Raw genomic sequence first — 18,775 nt, forward strand, 5'->3', positions numbered from 1 at the left:
GTCGGTCGCAGGGGTGTCGCAGGGGTTGGGTTCCGTCCCCGAGGGAAGGACCCTGTTCCTGCGAGAGGAGAGAGGTCCTGTGCTCCGGAGGAGGGGGACAGGAAAAGGATAGGTGCCCGGAGCACCGGGGGGAGACGGGGAGCGGGGGAGCATCATGAGCCAGGAAACGACGCGGGTGGCGCGGATCGCGTTACCGGACGGGACACCCGTGTGGGCGCGGATATCCGGCGCCGAGGAGCTGACCGCGGCGGCCGGGCAGCCCGGAGAGGCCGGCCGGGTACACGGCGGGTCCGGGCAGCTTTCGTACAGCGACACCGGCTTCACCGACCGGGTCGAGGCGAGCGTGGAGAGCCTGCACGCGCTGATCACCGGGGTCGCCCGCTCACTGGCGGAGCCGCTGCGCGCGGTGCGGCCCGACGAGGTGAGTGTCGAGTTCGGCATCGAGCTGACCGCGAAGGCCGGGAAGGTCGTCGGGCTGCTCGCCGACGGCGAGGCGAAAGCCGGCATCACGGTCACCCTCACCTGGAACAGCGGCCCACCCGGCCCGCAAGCACCGGCGCGTACGGGCGCGTCCCCCGGCGCCCCGGCGCACGGGGGCGCCGACTCCGCCGCCGGTGGGGGCGTGGCATGACGTACGGGCACGACGGGGGCGCATCGGCCGGCCTGGATGACGCCCATCGTGCGCTGCGTGACCTCGTGATGGCGGCCACCGTGCGCATCCATCGCACAGACGTCGGGTATGCCCCTGACGGACCGGGCACCTTCCTCGGCAGCGGATTCTTCATCGCCCCGAACTGGGTGCTGACCTGCGCACACGTGGTGCACGGCGGGGAGGGGGGCGAGATCACCGTGGTCTATCAGCGCGGTCCCCAGCAGGGCGCCTCCGCAGTCCCCGGCGAGGTCGTGGCGACCCTCCCGGAGCGGCTCGACGGGCCCCCGGCCGGGAGCTGGCCCGCGCCCGATCTGGCCCTGGTGCGGCTGCGCGAACCCGTCGGCCACGACTGCGTGTACGTGTCCGAGCGGCCGACGGCGTACTACAGCGAGGGCAAGGTGCTCTACGCCGGGTGGACGGTGGTGGGTGGACAGCTGCAGGTCCTGGACGGCCCGATCGAGGTCCAGGGCACCATCGGCGGCTGGACGACGGGCGTGCAGATGCGCCTCGGCCACAACGACCTGCCGCCGGGGGTCTCGGGCGGGCCGGTGATAGATCCGGTGCGTGGCGAGGTCATCGGCGTGCTGAAGTCCCGCGCCGACCACGGCCGGGGCGGTACGTCCACGGGCGTCGAGCGGTTGCGGACGCTGCCCGTGCCGCACGGCGCGGTGGCGGCCGAGCACGACGACGTCTACCAGGCGGTCTTCCACGCGCACGACCGCTACCACCGCGACCGCCAGCTGCCCACCGACTCCCGGCGGCCGACCTGGGTGGACGCCCAGAGCCGGCTCAAGGTGCGCCCGGGACGCACGCTGAGTCCCGACGAGCGCACCGAACTGCTCGGCCGGCTGGCCGCGTTACCGCCGCCGGTCAGCACCCGCAGCCTGCTCGACGTCGTCGACGCGTTGCCCACCGGGCAGGACCCGCACGCGTTGCCCGCGCCGCGTGGCTGGCGTGACGGGCTGGGGCTGCTGTACGAGGGCTCGCGGGACGACGGGGCGCTGAAGCTCGTCCTCGACTACGCGATGGGGGTGCTGGGCGCCGAACGCCCGCCCACGCCGAGTTCCCTGGCCGCCGAGCGGGCGCTGTGGGACTGGGTCCGCCAGGCCGCGGCCGGCCTCGACAGCGGGTATCGCGCCGGCCTCGCCCGCCGGTGGATCGAACTCTCCGGTCTGCGCCGCCTCCGGGTCCCGAACGCCCGCACCTCCGGCACCCACGCCGGCCCCTACGACGGGACCCGTGCCGACGCCCCCGACGGGACCGCCGCGGGTCTCTACGACGGGGGCCGTGCCGGCACCCCCGACGGGACCGCCGCGGGCCTTTACGACGGGACCCGTGCCGGGACCCCCGACGGGACCCACGTCGGCAGCGGCGCCGAGGCCGATGCCGAGGCTCGTCCGACGAGCGGAGAGCCGGGACCGGGCCAGGACTTCGGCGCCGGTCGGGCGTACGGGCCCGGTCGGGCGTACGGGCCTGGCCAAGAGCATGGGCCTGGTCAGGGGCGCGGGCCTGGTCAGGAACCCGGCCCCGACCAGGAACCCTCCCTCGACGGCCGCCGCACCCTGCCCGGTCCCGAGCCCGGCCCTGCCGGCCACCCTGCGCCGCCCGGCTCCGCCGACCACGCGCTCCCTGGCCCCGCATCCGGCCCCGCCGGCCTCCTCCTGCCGGGACCAGCGCCCGCCCCCGACAGCCTCCCCCCGCTCGCCCCCGATCCCGACAGCCGCCCCCTTCTCGACCCCGCCCGTGACGGCGGCCTCACCCCACCGCCGCAGGCGCCCACTCCCCACAGCCACACCCGGCTCGACCTCGGCGCCCGCCCCTTCGCCGCAACCCCACGAGACCTCGGCCACCCCGACCACCGTGGTCACCCCGACCACCCCCATCACCCCGACCGTCCCCACGACCCCGCCCCACCCCGCCTCTCCATCCTGCTGGAGGTGCTGCGCCGGGGCTGGGAGCCGGACCGGTGTGACTGGTCGGTCAGTGTGGCGCGGTCCGACGGGGAGGCGCTGCGGCTGTACGAGGCCGAGCGGACCGCTCTCAACGAGTTGCCGGCGCGGGTCGCGGAGCCGCTCACCGAGGCGTTCCGGCGCTGTGACGAGCCGGACCGGCCCGCGACGCTCCAGGCGGCACTGCCGCACCTGTTGCTCGCGCTGCCGGTGGACGCCTGGCGACTGCGTCCCGGCGACCCGCCGTTGGGCGTGCAGCGCCCGGTCGTGGTGCGCTGCTCGGACCGCGATCAGCTGCCGCTCGACGGATCCGACCCGCTGGACGGCGAGGAGCACCACGAACGCCGGGAACGGTGGCGCTGGTTGCACGCGCACGGGGCCCGCGCGGAGGTCCTCGACTGCGACGAGGGCATCCGTCAGCCGGTACCGGACATCGCGGACCTGCGTGGCCTCGCCCGACGCGCGGTGCCGGTGCTGTGCCGTTACGGGGACCACCGGTACGAGGACGACGCGGCGGCCCTCGTCCGTATCGTGCACGCCGGGTTCGGCGTCGCGCTGTGGCGGCGCCGGCCGGGGTACCCGGACACGGTGTGCGGGGAGTTCCACCGCGGGGCGCGCCGGGCCGTCGACGACGGCGTCGGCGCCGCACTGCTGCCCGACGTCGTGCACACCATGCGCACGAAGCTGCGGGCGGGGCTGACGGAGGCGTTCTGGGCGGACGGTATAGCGCTCTACTACGACGACCCGCACGATCCCCTCCCCGGCACCGGCGACCTGCTGGAGGCGCCATGAACCGGAGCCCGGCCGGGGCTCCTCGCAGGGCGCCGGGCGCGCCCCCGAGGCGGAGCCGCGCCTGCGTACGGCCACGCCCCCGGCGGCCTTCAGCCGGGCCCTCCGCAGCGCCTCTCGGTCCTCAAGCCGCGCCTCAAGCCGTGCCCCGAGCCGCGCCCCAAGTCGCGCCCCAAGTCGCGCCCCAAGTCGCGCCCCAAGTCGCGCCCCAAGTCGCGCCCCAAGTCGGGCCCCGAGACAGGCCCCGAGCCGCGCCTCAAGCCAGGCCCCGAGCCGGCCCCGAGTCAGGCTCCCGCCCCAGCTCTTGGCGCGGCTCACCTGGCCCCTCGCGCGGCTCCCCGGGCCTCTTACCAGTGCCCCCGAGGATCGATACCGTGAAGCACGTTCGACGGCTGCCATGGACGCGTTGACGACACGAGGACCGGACCATGACCGATTCCAATGAGTGGCTCATCTACCGAGGCGCCGGCGAACCCCACGACGGGATGGACCGGTTGCCCCCGCCGCCGCCCTGGCGCGACTTCTCCGGGCGGGACGCGGCCGGGCCCGGCGACGGCTCCCACGACCGCCGGCTCGGCGCGCACCGGCACCTCGCCGAGCTGCACCGGCCGGGCGCCGAGGAACTGGAGATGATCAACGCGGCCCTGTACCTGCGCCGCCCGCTGCTGGTCACCGGCAGCCCCGGCGCCGGCAAGAGCACCCTGGCCCACTCGGTGGCGTACGAGCTGGGCCTGGGCGAGGTGCTGCGCTGGTCCGTCGTCAGCCGCTCCACCCTGCAGCACGGGCTCTACCACTACGACGCCATCGCCCGGCTCCAGGACGTGCAGATCGCCGCGCAGGGCGGGTTCGGCGCGGCGGCCGGCAGCCCCGGCGCGGTGGAGGGCATAGGCAGCTACATCCGCCTCGGCCCGCTCGGCACCGCGCTGCTGCCCTCCGACACTCCGCGCGTCCTGCTCATCGACGAACTGGACAAGAGCGACATCGACCTGCCCAACGACCTGCTGAACGTGCTGGAGGAGGGTGAGTACGAGATTCCCGAACTGCAGCGCGTGGCGGACCGGTTGCCCGACGGGGAGGCGGAGGTGCGCACCGCCGACGGCACCAAGGTCCGGGTGCGGGACGGCCGGGTGGGCTGCCGCGCGTTCCCCTTCGTCGTACTGACCAGCAACGGCGAGCGGGACTTCCCGGCCCCGCTGATGCGCCGCTGTATCCACCTGCAGCTGGGGCGGCCCGACCACAACCGGCTGGCCACCTTCGTCAGGGCGCACATGGGCGACGAGGCCGCACGGGTCGGCGACGACCTGATCACCCGGTTCCTGGAGCGCTCGCGCACCGAACTCCTCGCGCCCGACCAGCTGCTCAACGCCATCCACCTCACCGCCGCGGCCGCCCCGCCCAGTCGCGACCGCCTCGCCGACCTGCTCATCCAGCGGCTCGACCGCCCGAGGTGAGTTCCGTGTCCGACGCAGCCCCCCGGCACGGCCCGGGGGATCCCGGTCCCACCCCGGACGCCGGCCCCCCGCCCCCGGACGACCCCCTCGCCGAACTGGTCCGGCGGCTGCGCGAGGCGGGCCTGGACCCGGACGCCGAGGGGCTGAGCGACGCGCTGTGGCTGGCCCGGTGGGCGCGGCCCACGACGCCGCCGCGGCCGGGGGAGGGGGCCTCGGCCGCCGACTCCGGGCAGCGCCCCGGCCGTACCGAGGACGCGCCGCCCGGGGCCTCTGCGGCCCAGTCCGGTCCGGCACCGGGCACGGCCGCCGGGGACGGCGCCGCCCGGCCCGAGGCGCCGCCCGCCCGTGGACCCGGCCGCGACAGCCGGGTGGCGCTCTACCCGCCGGCCCGCGGCACCCCCGTCCGGGCGGCCACGACCGGCTCCGCTGCGGCGACCGGCCGGGGCGGCCCGACGCTGCCCGTCGGCGTCCCCGCGGCCCCCGCCCTGCCCGCCCCGCTCGAACTGCAGCGCGCCCTGCGCCCGTTGCAGAAGTACCGCAGCCCCGCCCCGCCGCTGCGCAGGGAGCTGGACGAGAACGCGACGGCCGAACTCAGCGCCCGCGCAGGGGGACTGGTGATGCCCGTGTACCGGGACGTCACACGCGGCGACACCCGGCTGCAACTGGTGCTGGACGCCTCGCCGTCGATGCGGGTGTGGGACCGGCTCTTCACGGAACTGGAGGGGGTGTTCGCGCAGTTGGGCGCCTTCGGCGATGTGCAGGTCGGCCATCTCCACGAGGGTCCCGAGGGCGAGCCGGTGATCAGCCGCAGCCCCGACCCGCACCGCGCCCCCCTGCACGCCGCCGACCGGCTCAGCGACCCCACCGGCCGCCGGATCACGCTCCTGGTCAGCGACTGCGCGGGCCCGCTGTGGCGCAGCGGCCGGGCCCACCGCCTGCTGCACCAGCTGGCCCGGCAGGCGCCCGCCGCCGTGCTCCAGCCGCTCCCGCAGCGGCTGTGGAACCGCACCCGGCTGCCGGTGACGTACGGCGAACTCGCCCGCGGCGAGACGCTCGGCGGGGCCGCGGTGCTGAGGGTGCGCACCCCGGCCGGGGCGTCCGGCCCGCGCGCCGGACTGCCGCTGCCCGTGCTGCCGCCCGACCCTGCCGCGCTGGGCGCCTGGGCGCGGCTGCTGTCGGGCGCCGGGTCGGCGCCGGTGTCCGGGGCGGTCGGCTGGGTGCGCGCCGACCAGCCGCCCGCCCCGCCCGGCGCCGCCGGCCGGCCGCCGTCCTGGGTGGAGCGCGTCGGCCGGTTCCGCTCCACCGCCTCCCCGGCCGCCGGCCGGCTCGCGGTCTACCTCGCGGCCGCCCCGCTGTGCCTGCCGGTGATGCAGCTGGTGCAGCGCACCATGCTCCCCGGCTCCGGCCCCTCGGAGCTGGCCGAGGTGCTGCTGAGCGGCCTGGTCAGCCGGGCCGGCGAGGGGTACGGCGGCGACGGCGCCCAGTGGTACGAGATGCGCCCCGACGTCCAGGAGGCACTGCTGTCCACGCTGGGCCGGGACGAGGCCGTCCTGGTCCTCAAGCACTGCTCGGAGTACATCGAGCACCGCTACGGCAAGGGCGGCCCCAACTTCCCCGCGCTCGCCCTGGCCCAGCTGGGCAACGGCGGGGCGGGCCGGGCGCGGACGCCCGGCGGGGCCTACCCCGCCGACAACGGCGACGTCACCCTCGTGCCCCAGCCGTTCGCGGAGGTCGCCGCGCGGGTGCTGGAGCGGTTCATGCCCCTCCCCGAGCAGTTCGCGGCGCACGCCGGACGGGCCGCCGCCGGGCCGGCCGGGGAACGGCCCGTCCACCAGGCCGTCGCGCGGGCCCGCTTCCTGGTCACCCGCTTCGACGACGAGGGCATGGTGCAGGACCTGATCGACGCCGTGCAGCTGCTGCGTGCCGCCACCGAGCACGAGCGCGCCGCCGGCGCCGACCCCGGGGTGTGGGCGCAGTACGCGCTCAGCGCCCTGCGGTTGTGGCAGGTGCAGGGCGGCCCGGAGCTGCTGCGGGAGGCGGAGCGGGCCGCCGAGCGGGCCGTCGCCCACCCGCACGCCCTGCGCGAGCGCGCGGTCCTGGCCCGGGTGCTGCGCGCCGCCGCCGGGGACCGCCGCCGGCGCGGCGACCAGCACGGCGCGCTGGACCTGCTCAGCCGCGCCGACCGCGAGTACGCGGTGGCCTGCGCGGCGCCCGGCCTCACCGAGGACGAGGCGCTGGAGCTCACCCTGGAACGGGTCGGCGCGCTCCAGGCCCAGTGGCGGCTGGGCGGCGACAGCGCGCTGCTGCAGGGCGCCGTCGGCATGCTGGAGGCGTTCGCCGACGCCTGGCCGGACCGCCGCCGGCGCCCGCCCGGACTCCCCCTCGCCCACGGCCGGGTGCTGCTCCGCCTGGCCTGCGCCACCGCCGAGCCGGAACAGGCCCGCGCCCACGCCGAACTGGCCGCCCGGTCGCTGCGCGACGCGCTGGACGCCGGCCGCGAGCCCGGCGGCCCCGAACCCGGCGGCCCCGAGTCCGACCGGGACGGCGTCCGGATCCGGCTGGACCTGGTCGACGCGCTGCTGAAGTGCGGCGGCCCGCTGGACGAGGCCCAGGGCCGGATCGACGAGGCACTGCTCCTGACCCGGGACCGCGCCCTGCGCTCCGCGCTGCTGGTCCGCTCCGGGCGGGTCGCCGCCGCCCGGTACGGCGACACCGGCGACCCGCGCGCCCTGCACACCGCCGCCGACCGCTTCGAACAGGCCGCCCACGGTATGCCGCGGGACGCGCCCGCACACGCCGACGTGCTCGCCGAATGGGGCGAGACTCTGCTGCGGCAGGCCGGCCCGGAACCAGGTGCCCAAGCACTCGGCTCGCTGTCCGGGGCGATCCGGGTGCTGCGCGAGTGCCGCACCGAGACGCCCTCCGGGGACCCCCGGCTCGCCCACCGGCTGCTGCTGCTGGGCCGGGCGCTGATGGCCCGCCACGGGGCCCGGGCCGACCCCGTGGACCTGCGCGAGGCCGAGCACCTGTTCGGGCTGGCGGCGGCCGGGGCGACCGACCCGCTGCTCGCCGCCCGCTGCCGGCTCGCCCTCGGCCGGGCCCAGTTCGCGGTCTTCCGGAGCCTGAACCGGCCCACCCGGCTGGACGCCGCCGTGGACGCGTTCCGGGACGCGGCGGAGTCCGCGCGCGAGGCCGAGGAGCGGGCCGAGACCGAGCGGTCCCGGCACGACGCCGTCGAACTGTGCGCTCAGGCGCACCACTGGCGGGGTAGGACCTATGAGGCGGCGGCCCGTCCGCGCGCCGCCCGCGAGGCCTACCGCACGGCCCGGACGGAGTGGCAGCGGCTGCCGGCCGGCCGGCCCGCCCCGGCCGGACCCACCGCCGAGGACACGGCGCGCAGGCTCGCGGACCTGGGATGACGAGGGGGAGCCGATGAACTCCGAGCCGATGAACTCCGAGCCGACGTTCGCCGAGCCGCTGACGCACGGGGAACCGACGGCCACCGAGCCGACGGCCACCGAGCCGACGGCCACCGGGTCGGCGCGCACTGGACCGTCGCCCACCGGCCCGGCGCCCACCGGCCCGTTGCCCACCGGCCCGGCGGCCGCTGAGCCGGCGACGCCAGGGTCGCACCCGCCCCTCGCCCCGCCCCTCGCCCCACCCCCCGGCCCGCCCCTCGCCCCGCCGTCCGACCCGCCGCCCGACGTAACGGCGTTGACCCTCGCCGAACTGCGCACCGTCGAGCACCCGGTGCTGCGCGAGGTGCTGGCCGACCTGCACGACCGGGCCGCGGAGCCCGGCGAGATGCTCTGGGGGTACGGCAGCGCCTTCTGACGGGGCCCGCGAGGGGCGAGATCCGGTCAGATCCCGCCCGCGGGGGCAGGGTTCAGGACGGTTGCGCCGTTCCGTCCGCCACGAGACGCGAACACGTGTTTGCCGGTGCACCCCGCCCGGGAATGCGGCCAGGGACGGCCGACGGCAGGGGGTGAGGCAGTGTCGTACGGCGGTGTCCCCTTCCGGCAGTTCATCGTGAAGGCGCACGGCCGCTGCAACCTCGCCTGCCGCTACTGCTACCTCTACGAGGGACCCGACCGCACCTGGCGCCACCGCCCGGCGGCCGCGCCCCCGGCCGTCCTGGACCGCACCGCCACCCGGATCGCCGAGCACGCGCGCACCCACCGCTGCACGGACCTCTCGCTGGTGCTGCACGGCGGAGAACCCCTGCTCGCCGGAGCCGGCCGGCTCGCCCGGTTCACCACGGAGGTCCGCGCCCGCGTCCCGCACGGAACGACCGTCCACGCGGCGGTCCAGACGAACGCCACCCTGCTCACCGAGGACCGCCTGGCCACCCTGGCCGCCGCCGGCGTCCGGGTCGGCGTCAGCCTCGACGGCGGCCTGCCCGGCCACAACGCCCGCCGCGTCGACCACGCCGGGCGCCCGTCCTGGCCCGCCGCGGTGCGCGGGACGCGGCTGCTCGCCGACCGCTTCCCGGCGTCGTACGCGGGCATCCTCACCGTCGTCGACCCCACGCTCGACCCGGTCGAGACCTACGAGTCGCTGCTCACCCTGCGCCCACCGGCCCTGGACCTGCTGCTGCCGCACGGCAACTGGTCGGTCCCCCCGCCCCACCTGGCCGGGGACCGCTACGGGCGGTGGCTGTGCGCCGTCTTCGACCGCTGGTGGCGCGCCGGGCGGCGGGAGACCCGGGTCCGGCTGTTCGAGGCGTGCGTCGCCCTGCTGCTGGGGCGGCCGGCGGCCACCGAACCGCTCGGGCTCGCGCCGTTCGCGACGGTGGTCGTCGAGACCGACGGCTCGATCGAGCAGGTCGACTCCCTGAAATCGGCCTACGACGGAGCGGCCGAGACCGGCCTCGACGTCTTCCGGAACACCTTCGACGAGGCGCTGCGCCATCCGGCGGTCGCGGCCCGGCAGGCGGGCGCGGACGCGCTGGGCGCCACCTGCCGGGCCTGCCCCCTGCTGCACGTCTGCGGCGGCGGCCAGTACGCCCACCGCTACCGGGCCGGCCACGGCTTCGCCAACCCGTCCGTGTACTGCACCGACCTCCAGCGCTTCATCCGCCACGTGGCGCGACGGCTCACCGAGGAGGTCCCCGCACCGGCCGCCTCCTCGGCCGAAGGAGGCACTCCGTGATATTCCCGCCGCTCACCGACTTCGCCCTCGCCGAACTCGGCGGCACCGGAGGCGGCCCCGACACGCTCGCGCTGCTCGTCCGCGACCAGGACACCCGGCGGCTGCTGCTCCTGCGGGCGGTCCTGGAGGCCGTCGAGCGCGCCGATCCCGTCCTCTGCCCGCCCGCCGCACGCGAGCGCCTGCTCGCGGACTGGGACCTGCTCGCGGAGGCGGAAGCCCTCACCGCGTCCCCCGGCACCGGGCACCCCTCCCCGGCGCGCACGGCCCTCGGCCATCCGCTCCTCGGCCCGTGGGCCAGGCGCTGCCTGCGCGGACTGGCGCCGCCGGGCTCCAGGCCCGCACCGGCAGAGCGCGTCACCCGTCCGCGATCCGGGCCGACAGCGACCCGCACCGCTCCCCATGCCGCTCCCCCTGCCGCCCCCCGAACACTCGGGCCAGGCGCTGCGGGCGGGCCCGGCACCGCCCCCGGCGCCCTGAGCGAGCCCGGCGTCGAGCCGGACGTGCGCCGCCGCGAACTCGCCGACGACCTGGCGCACTTCAGCGCCGTAGCCGCGGCGGCCGCCGCGCGGGCCCACGTGGCCTTCGCCGTGCGGCTCACCGCGCGCGGCGGACGGCTGGTGCTGCCCTCGCTCGGCGCGCTGCACACCGAGCGGACCGGCCCGGTGGCGGTCGACGCGGTGTACCGGCGGGGCCGGCTGACGCTGCGCAGGCCGGGCGCGTCCGACGTCGTCGTCCACCTGGAGGGCGCCTTCGGTGCCTGGTCCGACGCCCGCGCCTGGACCCCGGCGTACGCGCTGCCCGGGCTGCTGCCGGGCGGCGCCCCACTGCCGCTGGACGACCTCGACCCCTACCGGGGCGCCCACGGCGACCCCCAGTGCTACGGGCTGACCGGCCCCGCCACCCTCGACCACGCCGAACGCAAGCACTGGCTGGGGGCCTGGTCCGGCACCGCCGCCGCGCTGCGGCTGGGCGGCGAGCGGCGGCTGACCGAGGCGGCGGCCCTGCTGCGCTGCCTGGTGCCGCTCGCCCCGCCCGGCGGCGCCTCCGACGACGAGCGGGCCCGCGGCTCGTGCAGCGCCACCCGCCGCGAGGCGTTCGGGGCCGTCCTCAGCAGCACCCCGCCGGACGCCGCCCGTCTCGCCGCGACCCTGGTGCACGAACTGCACCACGCCAAACTCGCCGCGCTCGGCGACGTGGTGCCGCTGCACCACGCCGACGGCCGCGCCCGGCACTTCGCACCCTGGCGGCCCGACCCGCGGCCGTACGACGGGCTGCTGCAGGGCGCCTACGCGCATCTCGCGCTCGCCGACTTCCACCAGCGCCGCGCCCTCGACGGCACCGACCGGGCACGGCTGGACACGGACTGGGGCCAGTTCGCGCGGCTGCACGCCCAGGTGGGGGCCGCCCTGCCCGCCCTCGTCGGGTCCGAGGAACTCACCTGGCACGGGCGGCGGTTGGTGGAGATCATGGTCGAGACGCACGCCCGCATGGGAGAGCGGCCGGCACCCCGCGCCCACACCGTGCGGGCCCGCGAGTACGTCCGCGCCGCCCGCCGCCTGTGGTCCCAGCGCTTCCCCGACGCCGTCGGCGCGCCCGTCCCCTGACCACCGTCCGGCGGGCTGCGCCAGAGGTGTGACCGGTGTGCCGGGCCGGGCGTGGGACGTTGCGTTCGGAGGTGGAGATCGTTGCGCTTGCGGGAAGGGATGCGGAGCACACGCGTCGGCGGTGGCGTGTTCCCGCGCCTTCCCGGAGCCGTGCCCAGCTTCTAAAATCTCGTGCGGGAGGCCGCTGCATGTCTGGAACTCGTAGGCCGGTGGGGGCAGTCGAGAGGGGAGCCGCGCGGCAGACCGTCACGATCAGCTTCGCCGGCTTCAACCGGGCCTGGGCGGCCTGGATCGGCGACCGGCTGGAGCGGCGCGGCCTGCGCGTGGTCTACCTGCGCTGGGACGCGCCCCCCGAGGTGTCGCTCACCGACCTGCTGCGGGACCTGGCACTGGCCGACGGCCGCATCGTCATGCTCGTCAGCGACTGGTACTTCCGGCTCGGCCCGCGCACCTTCGAGGAGTGGAACGCGGCGCTGCGCGAGGTCGTCGCCCCCGACGCGTCCCGGTTCGCGGCCGTCTCGGTGACCACCGCGCCGGTCCCCACCGCCGTCGCCGCCCTCGCCCCCGTCGACCTCGTCAACATCGGCCCCGAAGAGGCCGAGCGGCGCCTCGTCGAACGCCTCGACCTGCCCTACGAGCCGCTGTCCGAAGCCGGCGACGGCCGCCACGAGCCCCGCTTCCCGTCCGCCATGCCGGAGGTGTGGGGCAACGTCCCGCGCCGCAACACCCGCTTCACCGGCCGCGAGCCCCTCCTCAACGACGCCTACCACCTGCTGCACGGCAGCGAGCCCGGCGCCGGAGTCCTCGCCCTGTACGGCATGTCCGGCGTCGGCAAGACCCAGCTGGCCGCCGAGTACGTGTACCGGTTCAGCTCCGAGTACGACGTGGTGTGGTGGATCAACGCCGAGAAGCGGGTCTCCTACCGCCGCCTGCTCGCCGAACTCGCTCCGAAACTCGGCCTGTCGACCGGCGCCGAGTACGGTGAGCGGCTGCGCGCCGTACGGGACGCGCTGCGCCGCGGCGAGCCGTACTCCCGCTGGCTGCTGATCCTCGACGGCGCCGACGACCCCGACCAGATCTGGGACCTCGTCCCCACCGGACCCGGACACGTCCTCATCACCTCCCGCAACCCGCGCTGGGGCGAGCACAACAGCCGGCTGATGCAGGTCCCGGTGTACGCCCGCGACGAGTCCGTCGCCTTCATCCGGCGCCGGGCGCCCCGGCTCACCGAGGCGGAGGCCGACCAGCTCGCCGAGGCATTGGAGGACCTGCCGCTGCTGCTGGACCAGACGGCCGGCTGGCTCAACGACTCCGACCTGTCCGTCGAGGACTACATCGCCCTGCTGGAGGGCGGCATCGACCAGGACGTCGTCAAGGTCTCCGCCGACTTCCCGCTCGCCTTCCAGACCGCCTGGTCGATACTGCTGAACAAGCTCCGCGAGACCGTCCCCGAGTCCGTCGACCTGCTCCGGCTGTGCACGTTCTTCGCACCCGGCTTCGTCCCCGTGCGCCTGCTGAAGGACATGCCGCACGACGAACTGCCCGAACAGCTCGCCGGACTGCTGCAGGACCCGCTGCTGTGGAACCGGGCTATCAACCAGCTGCGCCAGTACTCCGTGGTGCGCCTGGAGTCCCACGAGACGTCCGGGGAGCCCGGCTCGTCGTCCTCCGGCGAGTCGCTGTACCTGCACCGCATGGTCCACCAGATCGTCCGCAACGACATGCCCGAGGCGGACCGGCGGGAGTTCGTCGACGTCGTCCGCCGCGCCCTGGCCGCCGCCGACCCCGGCCGCGCCACCGACACCCGCCTGTGGGACTCGTACGCCGAGATCGTGCCGCACCTGAAGTACGCCGACGTCCTGCAGAGCCAGGACGGGCGGGTGCAGCGGCTGGTGCTGAACTGCCTGCGCTACATGTACTTCGCCGGCGAGTACTCCTCCGGCGTCAAGCTCGGCGAACGCGCCCTGCGCGCCTGGCGCACCGCCCTGGGCGAGCACCACCCGCGGATCTGGGAACTCACCTACCACTACGCCAACCTGCTGCGCTCCTCCGGCGACTACGAGAGCACCGAGGCCCTCGAACGGCAGGCCGCCGACCATCTGCGCCAGGAGCGCGGCGAACGGGACCTGGACTACCTGCGGGCCGTCAACGGCCTCGGCGCGGACCTGTGGGGACTCGGCCGGTACGACGAGGCGCTGGAGCTCTACCTGTGGCTCTACCCCACCTACCGCGACCTCCTCGGCGAGGAGGACTCCCGCACCCTGAACGCGCTGAACAACCTGGGCTTCGCCCACCGGCTGCTCGGCCGCTACCAGGAAGCGCTGGACATCGACAAGACCACCCTGGAACTGCGCCGCCGGGTGCTCAAGGCGCGCCACCCCTGGGCGCTGCTGTCGGAGGTCTCCTACGCCATCGGACTGCGGCTGCTGGGCCGCTACACCGAGGCCGAGTCCATGCAGACGAAGAACGTGCGCGAGTGCCGGCTGGTGCTGGGCACCGACAACCCGCAGACCCTGCGCGCCGAGCACAACCTGGCGCTGTGCCGGCTGCGCGGCGGCGACCGGCCCGGCGCCGGGACGCTGCTCACCCGCGTCCTGGAGCGCTACGAGCGCAAGCTCGGCGACCGGCACGCGGAGACCCTGGCCGCCGCCGTCAGCCAGAGCTGCTTCGCCCGCGAGTTCGGCGACATCGACCAGGCCCGCGAGGCGAGCGAGTCCGTCATGGCCCGCTACGAGACGCTGCTGACCCCCGGGCACCCCTTCATCGCCGGTGCCCGCGCCAACCACGCGCTGATCCTGCGCAGCGTCGGCGAACGCGACCAGGCGCACGCCCTGGCGGAGGAGGCGCTGGCCGACATGACCGCCGCCGTCGGCGAGAGCCACCCCTACACGCTGGGCGTCGCCGTCAACGCCTCCGCCCTGCGCAACCTGGCCGGCGACACCGAGGGCGCCGCCGCGCTCAGCCGGGACACCGTGCCGCGCGCCGTCGAGTCCCTGGGCCGCACCCACCCCCTGACGCTGTCCGCCCGGGTGGCGCACGCCGCCGACCTGCGCGGCCTGCACGACCGCCCACAGGCCGAGAAGGTCGAGCAGGAGGCCCTGGCCGACCTGGAGGCCACCCTCGGCAAGCAGCACGTCCACACCATCTCGGCCCGCTCGCGCAACCGCCCGTACTGGGACTTCGAGCCGCAGGCCACCTAGAGCGGCCGCCCGGAGCGGCGCCCGAACGCCGCAGGGCCCGCCCCCGGATCGCTCCGGGGACGGGCCCTGCCGGGTCGGGCGGGCGAGGACTACGCCTCGAACACCTCACGCACCAGCTGCTCCTGCTCGGCCTGGTGCCGCTTGGCGGAACCGACGGCCGGGGACGAGCCGTGCGGCCGCGAGATGCGGCGCAGACGCTCGCCGGCCGGGATGTCGGCGCCGACCGCCAGGTCCAGGTGGTCGATCAGGTTCAGGGCGATGAACGGCCAGGCACCCTGGTTGGCCGGCTCCTCCTGGGCCCACAGGTACTTCTCGGCGTTCGGGTACTTGGCGATCTCCGCCTGGAGCTCGGCACCCGGCAGCGGGTACAGGCGCTCGATGCGGAGGATGGCCGTGTCCGTGGCACCGCGCTTTAGCCGCTCGGCCTCCAGGTCGTAGTAGACCTTGCCGGCGCAGAAGACGACCTTCTTCACCGCGGCCGGGTCGACCGACGCGTCGCCGATGACCGGGCGGAAGCCGCCCGTGGTGAACTCCTCCGCCTTCGACGCGGCGGCCTTCAGCCGCAGCATCGACTTCGGGGTGAAGACGACCAGCGGCTTGTGGTGCGGGTTGTGCACCTGCCACCGCAGGAGGTGGAAGTAGTTCGACGGCAGCGTCGGCATGGCGACCGTCATGTTGTTCTGGGCGCACAGCTGGAGGAACCGCTCCGGGCGCGCGGACGAGTGGTCCGGGCCCTGGCCCTCGTAGCCGTGGGGGAGGAGCAGCACCACACCGCTCGTCTGGCCCCACTTCTGCTCCGCCGACGACACGAACTCGTCCACGACCGTCTGGGCGCCGTTGACGAAGTCGCCGAACTGGGCCTCCCACATCACCAGCGCGTCCGGGCGGGCCAGCGAGTAGCCGTACTCGAAGCCCATGGCCGCGTACTCGGAGAGCAGCGAGTTGTAGACGTTCAGCCGGGCCTGGTCCTCGGAGAGGTACAGCAGCGGCGTGAAGTCCTGACCGGTCTCCCGGTCGATGATCACCGCGTGGCGCTGGCCGAACGTGCCGCGCTGGGAGTCCTGGCCGGCGAGCCGGACCGGGACGCCCTCCAGCAGCAGCGAGCCGACGGCGAGGGTCTCGCCCATGCCCCAGTCGATGGTGCCGTCCTCCACCATCGCCGCCCGGCGCTGCAGCTGCGGCAGCAGGCGCGGGTGGACGGTGATGTGGTCGGGCACGTTGACCTGCGACTCGGCGATCCGCTTGACGACCTCGGTGGACACCGCGGTCTGCACCGCCACCGGGAAGCCCTCCTGCGGGTCCGAGCCGGGCGCGGCGGCGGGCTGCGCGGTGGCCTCGCGGACCTCGGTGAAGACCTTCTCCAGCTGCCCCTGGTAGTCCTGCAGCGCCTGCTCGGCCTCTTCCAGGGTGATGTCGCCGCGACCGATCAGCGACTCGGTGTACAGCTTGCGCACCGAGCGCTTCTTGTCGATCAGGTCGTACATCAGCGGCTGGGTGAAGGCCGGGTTGTCCGACTCGTTGTGACCGCGGCGGCGGTAGCAGATGAGGTCGATCACCACGTCCTTGTTGAACGCCTGGCGGAACTCGAAGGCGAGCCGCGCGACGCGGACCACGGCCTCCGGGTCGTCGCCGTTCACGTGGAAGATCGGGGCCTCGATCATGCGGGCCACGTCCGTCGCGTACATGGAGGAGCGCGAGGACTCGGGGGCCGCGGTGAAGCCGACCTGGTTGTTGATGACGATGTGGACCGTGCCGCCGGTGCGGTAGCCGCGCAGCTGCGACATGTTCAGGGTCTCGGCCACCACGCCCTGGCCCGCGAAGGCCGCGTCGCCGTGGATCGCCACCGGCAGGACCGTGAAGTCCGTGCCGCCCTTGTTGATGATGTCCTGCTTGGCGCGCGAGACGCCCTCCAGGACCGGGTCCACCGCCTCCAGGTGCGAGGGGTTCGCGACCAGGGAGACCTTGATCTGCTCGCCGTCCAGGCCCGTGAAGGTGCCCTCGGCGCCCAGGTGGTACTTCACGTCGCCGGAGCCGTGCATGGACTTCGGGTCGAGGTTGCCCTCGAACTCGCGGAAGATCTGCGCGTACGACTTGCCGACGATGTTCGCCAGCACGTTCAGCCGGCCGCGGTGGGCCATGCCGATGACGACCTCGTCGAGCCGGGACTCCGCCGCGCTGTCCAGGACCGCGTCCAGCAGCGGGATGACCGACTCGCCGCCCTCCAGGGAGAAGCGCTTCTGGCCGACGTACTTGGTCTGCAGGAAGGTTTCGAACGCCTCGGCGGCGTTGAGGCGGCGCAGGATGCGCAGCTGCTCCTCGCGCTCCATCTTGGAGTGCGGGCGCTCCACCCGGTCCTGGATCCACTTGCGCTGCTTGGGGTCCTGGATGTGCATGAACTCGATGCCGGTGGTGCGGCAGTACGAGTCGCGCAGCACGCCGAGGATGTCGCGCAGCTTCATCATCGACTTGCCGGCGAAGCCGCCGACGGCGAACTCGCGCTCCAGGTCCCACAGGGTGAGGCCGTGCTCGACGATGTCCAGGTCGGGGTGCTTGCGCTGCTTGTACTCCAGCGGGTCGGTGTCGGCCATGACGTGGCCGCGCACCCGGTAGGAGTGGATCAGCTCGAAGACCCGGGCGGCCTTGGTGACGTCGTCGTCGTGGCTGGCGTCGATGTCCCGGAGCCAGCGGACCGGCTCGTAGGGGATGCGCAGCGCCTTGAAGATCTCGTCGTAGAAGTCGTTCTCGCCGAGCAGCAGGTTGGCGACCTGGCGGAGGAACTCGCCGGACGCGGCGCCCTGGATCACCCGGTGGTCGTAGGTCGACGTGAGCGTCATGACCTTGGAGATGCCGAGCTTGTTCAGGGTGTCCTGGGAGGTGCCCTGGAACTCCGCCGGGTAGTCCATGGAGCCGACGCCCATGATGACCGACTGGCCGGGCATCAGGCGCGGCACCGAGTGGACGGTGCCCAGGCCGCCGGGGTTGGTCAGCGAGACGGTGACGCCGGTGAAGTCGTCCATCGTCAGCTTGCCCTCGCGGGCGCGGCGGACGATGTCCTCGTAGGCCTGCCAGAACTCGAAGAAGTTCAGCGTCTCGGCCTTCTTGATGGCGGCGACGACGAGCTGGCGGTCGCCGTTGGGCTTCACCAGGTCGATGGCCAGGCCGAGGTTGACGTGCGGCGGCTTGACGAGGGTCGGCTTGCCGTCCTTCTCGCCGAACGACCAGTTCATCGACGGCATCGCCTTGATGGCCTGGACCATCGCGAAGCCGATCAGGTGCGTGAAGGAGATCTTCCCGCCGCGCGCCCGCTTGAGGTGGTTGTTGATGACGATGCGGTTGTCGAACAGCAGCTTCACCGGGACCGCGCGGACCGAGGTGGCGGTCGGCAGCTCCAGGGAGGCGTTCATGTTCTTCGCGACCGCGGCGGCCGGGCCGCGCAGCGTCACCAGCTCCGGGCCGTCCGGCTGCGCGGCGGCCTCGGCCTTCGGCGCGGCGGCGGCCGGCTTGGCGGCCGGGGCCTTCGCGGCGGCCGGCTTCGCGGCCGGAGCCGGGGCCGCCGCGGCGGCGGGCTTCTGGGCGGCCGGGGCCGGCGCGGGGACCGCCGGGGCGGCGGGCGCGGCCGGGGCCGTGGGGGAGGTGGTGCCTGCGGCCCCCGCGGCCGCAGTACCCGCCGGAGCCGGGGCTCCCGCGGCGCCCGGCTTGTAGTCGGCGAAGAAGTCCCACCAGGCTCGGTCTACCGAATTCGGGTCCTGGAGGTACTGCTGATAGATCTCGTCGACGAGCCACTCGTTGGGACCGAACGCGGCAGCGGGGTTCTTGCCCGCTTGGTCCGCTTCGGCCGTCGGGGCGCTCGATGCGTTACTGGGGGACTGTGGCGACACGGCGGCAACCGCCCTCTTCCGCTTCACAAGGTGATGGACAGCGGGAATAAAGGCTACGCCTCCAAGACCGAGAAGGTCAGGTCGGGCTGCCGCATCGTCGT

The 18,775-nt window shown here is 74.9% G+C and carries 9 protein-coding genes; 8 read left to right on the forward strand and 1 reads right to left on the reverse strand.

Annotated features, from left to right (window positions below; all coding sequences use genetic code 11):
• The first annotated feature begins 154 nt into the window (after positions 1-154).
• From ACSLTV_RS16465 to fxsT, 8 genes are all read left to right on the forward strand, one after another.
• Positions 155-631, forward strand: a complete 477-nt coding sequence (locus ACSLTV_RS16465) for a CU044_2847 family protein (RefSeq protein ID WP_432134059.1) — start codon at positions 155-157, stop codon at positions 629-631.
• Positions 628-3,393 carry a trypsin-like peptidase domain-containing protein gene (locus ACSLTV_RS16470; protein WP_435612384.1) on the forward strand — a complete coding sequence of 922 codons (2,766 nt, stop codon included), beginning with the start codon at positions 628-630 and terminating at the stop codon, positions 3,391-3,393. Before ACSLTV_RS16465 ends, ACSLTV_RS16470 begins: the two co-directional genes overlap by 4 nt.
• Positions 3,394-3,818: 425 nt before the next feature.
• Positions 3,819-4,841 carry an AAA family ATPase gene (locus ACSLTV_RS16475; protein WP_432134061.1) on the forward strand — a complete coding sequence of 341 codons (1,023 nt, stop codon included), beginning with the start codon at positions 3,819-3,821 and terminating at the stop codon, positions 4,839-4,841.
• A gap of 5 nt (positions 4,842-4,846) precedes the next feature.
• The gene (locus tag ACSLTV_RS16480; protein WP_435612385.1) at positions 4,847-8,260 is read left to right on the forward strand and encodes an SAV_2336 N-terminal domain-related protein; all 3,414 of its coding nucleotides are present in this window, start codon (positions 4,847-4,849) and stop codon (positions 8,258-8,260) included.
• Positions 8,261-8,273: 13 nt separating this feature from the next.
• The gene (gene fxsA / locus ACSLTV_RS16485) at positions 8,274-8,675 is read left to right on the forward strand and encodes an FxSxx-COOH cyclophane-containing RiPP peptide (RefSeq protein WP_435612386.1); all 402 of its coding nucleotides are present in this window, start codon (positions 8,274-8,276) and stop codon (positions 8,673-8,675) included.
• Positions 8,676-8,834: 159 nt separating this feature from the next.
• The gene (locus ACSLTV_RS16490; protein WP_432134064.1) at positions 8,835-9,992 is read left to right on the forward strand and encodes an FxsB family cyclophane-forming radical SAM/SPASM peptide maturase; all 1,158 of its coding nucleotides are present in this window, start codon (positions 8,835-8,837) and stop codon (positions 9,990-9,992) included.
• Positions 9,989-11,596, forward strand: coding sequence for an aKG-HExxH-type peptide beta-hydroxylase (locus tag ACSLTV_RS16495; protein ID WP_435612387.1), 1,608 nt, complete (start codon positions 9,989-9,991; stop codon positions 11,594-11,596). Before ACSLTV_RS16490 ends, ACSLTV_RS16495 begins: the two co-directional genes overlap by 4 nt.
• 188 nt (positions 11,597-11,784) lie before the next feature.
• Positions 11,785-14,796 carry an FxSxx-COOH system tetratricopeptide repeat protein gene (gene fxsT, locus ACSLTV_RS16500; protein WP_435612388.1) on the forward strand — a complete coding sequence of 1,004 codons (3,012 nt, stop codon included), beginning with the start codon at positions 11,785-11,787 and terminating at the stop codon, positions 14,794-14,796.
• Positions 14,797-14,885: 89 nt separating this feature from the next.
• Here fxsT and ACSLTV_RS16505 read toward each other — a convergent pair whose 3' ends face one another.
• Positions 14,886-18,674, reverse strand: coding sequence for a multifunctional oxoglutarate decarboxylase/oxoglutarate dehydrogenase thiamine pyrophosphate-binding subunit/dihydrolipoyllysine-residue succinyltransferase subunit (locus ACSLTV_RS16505; RefSeq protein WP_432134067.1), 3,789 nt, complete (start codon positions 18,672-18,674; stop codon positions 14,886-14,888).
• Positions 18,675-18,775 lie beyond the last annotated feature (101 nt).

This window comes from Streptomyces sp. bgisy159 (assembly GCF_965341775.1).
Classification (GTDB): domain Bacteria; phylum Actinomycetota; class Actinomycetes; order Streptomycetales; family Streptomycetaceae; genus Streptomyces.

Bases quoted from the DNA above. Each gene is read 5' to 3' on its own strand.
- fxsT (WP_435612388.1), top strand. From the start codon at position 11,785: ATGTCTGGAACTCGTAGGCCGGTGGGGGCAGTCGAGAGGGGAGCCGCG.
- ACSLTV_RS16470 (WP_435612384.1), top strand. From the start codon at position 628: ATGACGTACGGGCACGACGGGGGCGCATCGGCCGGCCTGGATGACGCC.
- ACSLTV_RS16475 (WP_432134061.1), top strand. From the start codon at position 3,819: ATGACCGATTCCAATGAGTGGCTCATCTACCGAGGCGCCGGCGAACCC.
- ACSLTV_RS16465 (WP_432134059.1), top strand. From the start codon at position 155: ATGAGCCAGGAAACGACGCGGGTGGCGCGGATCGCGTTACCGGACGGG.
- fxsA (WP_435612386.1), top strand. From the start codon at position 8,274: ATGAACTCCGAGCCGATGAACTCCGAGCCGACGTTCGCCGAGCCGCTG.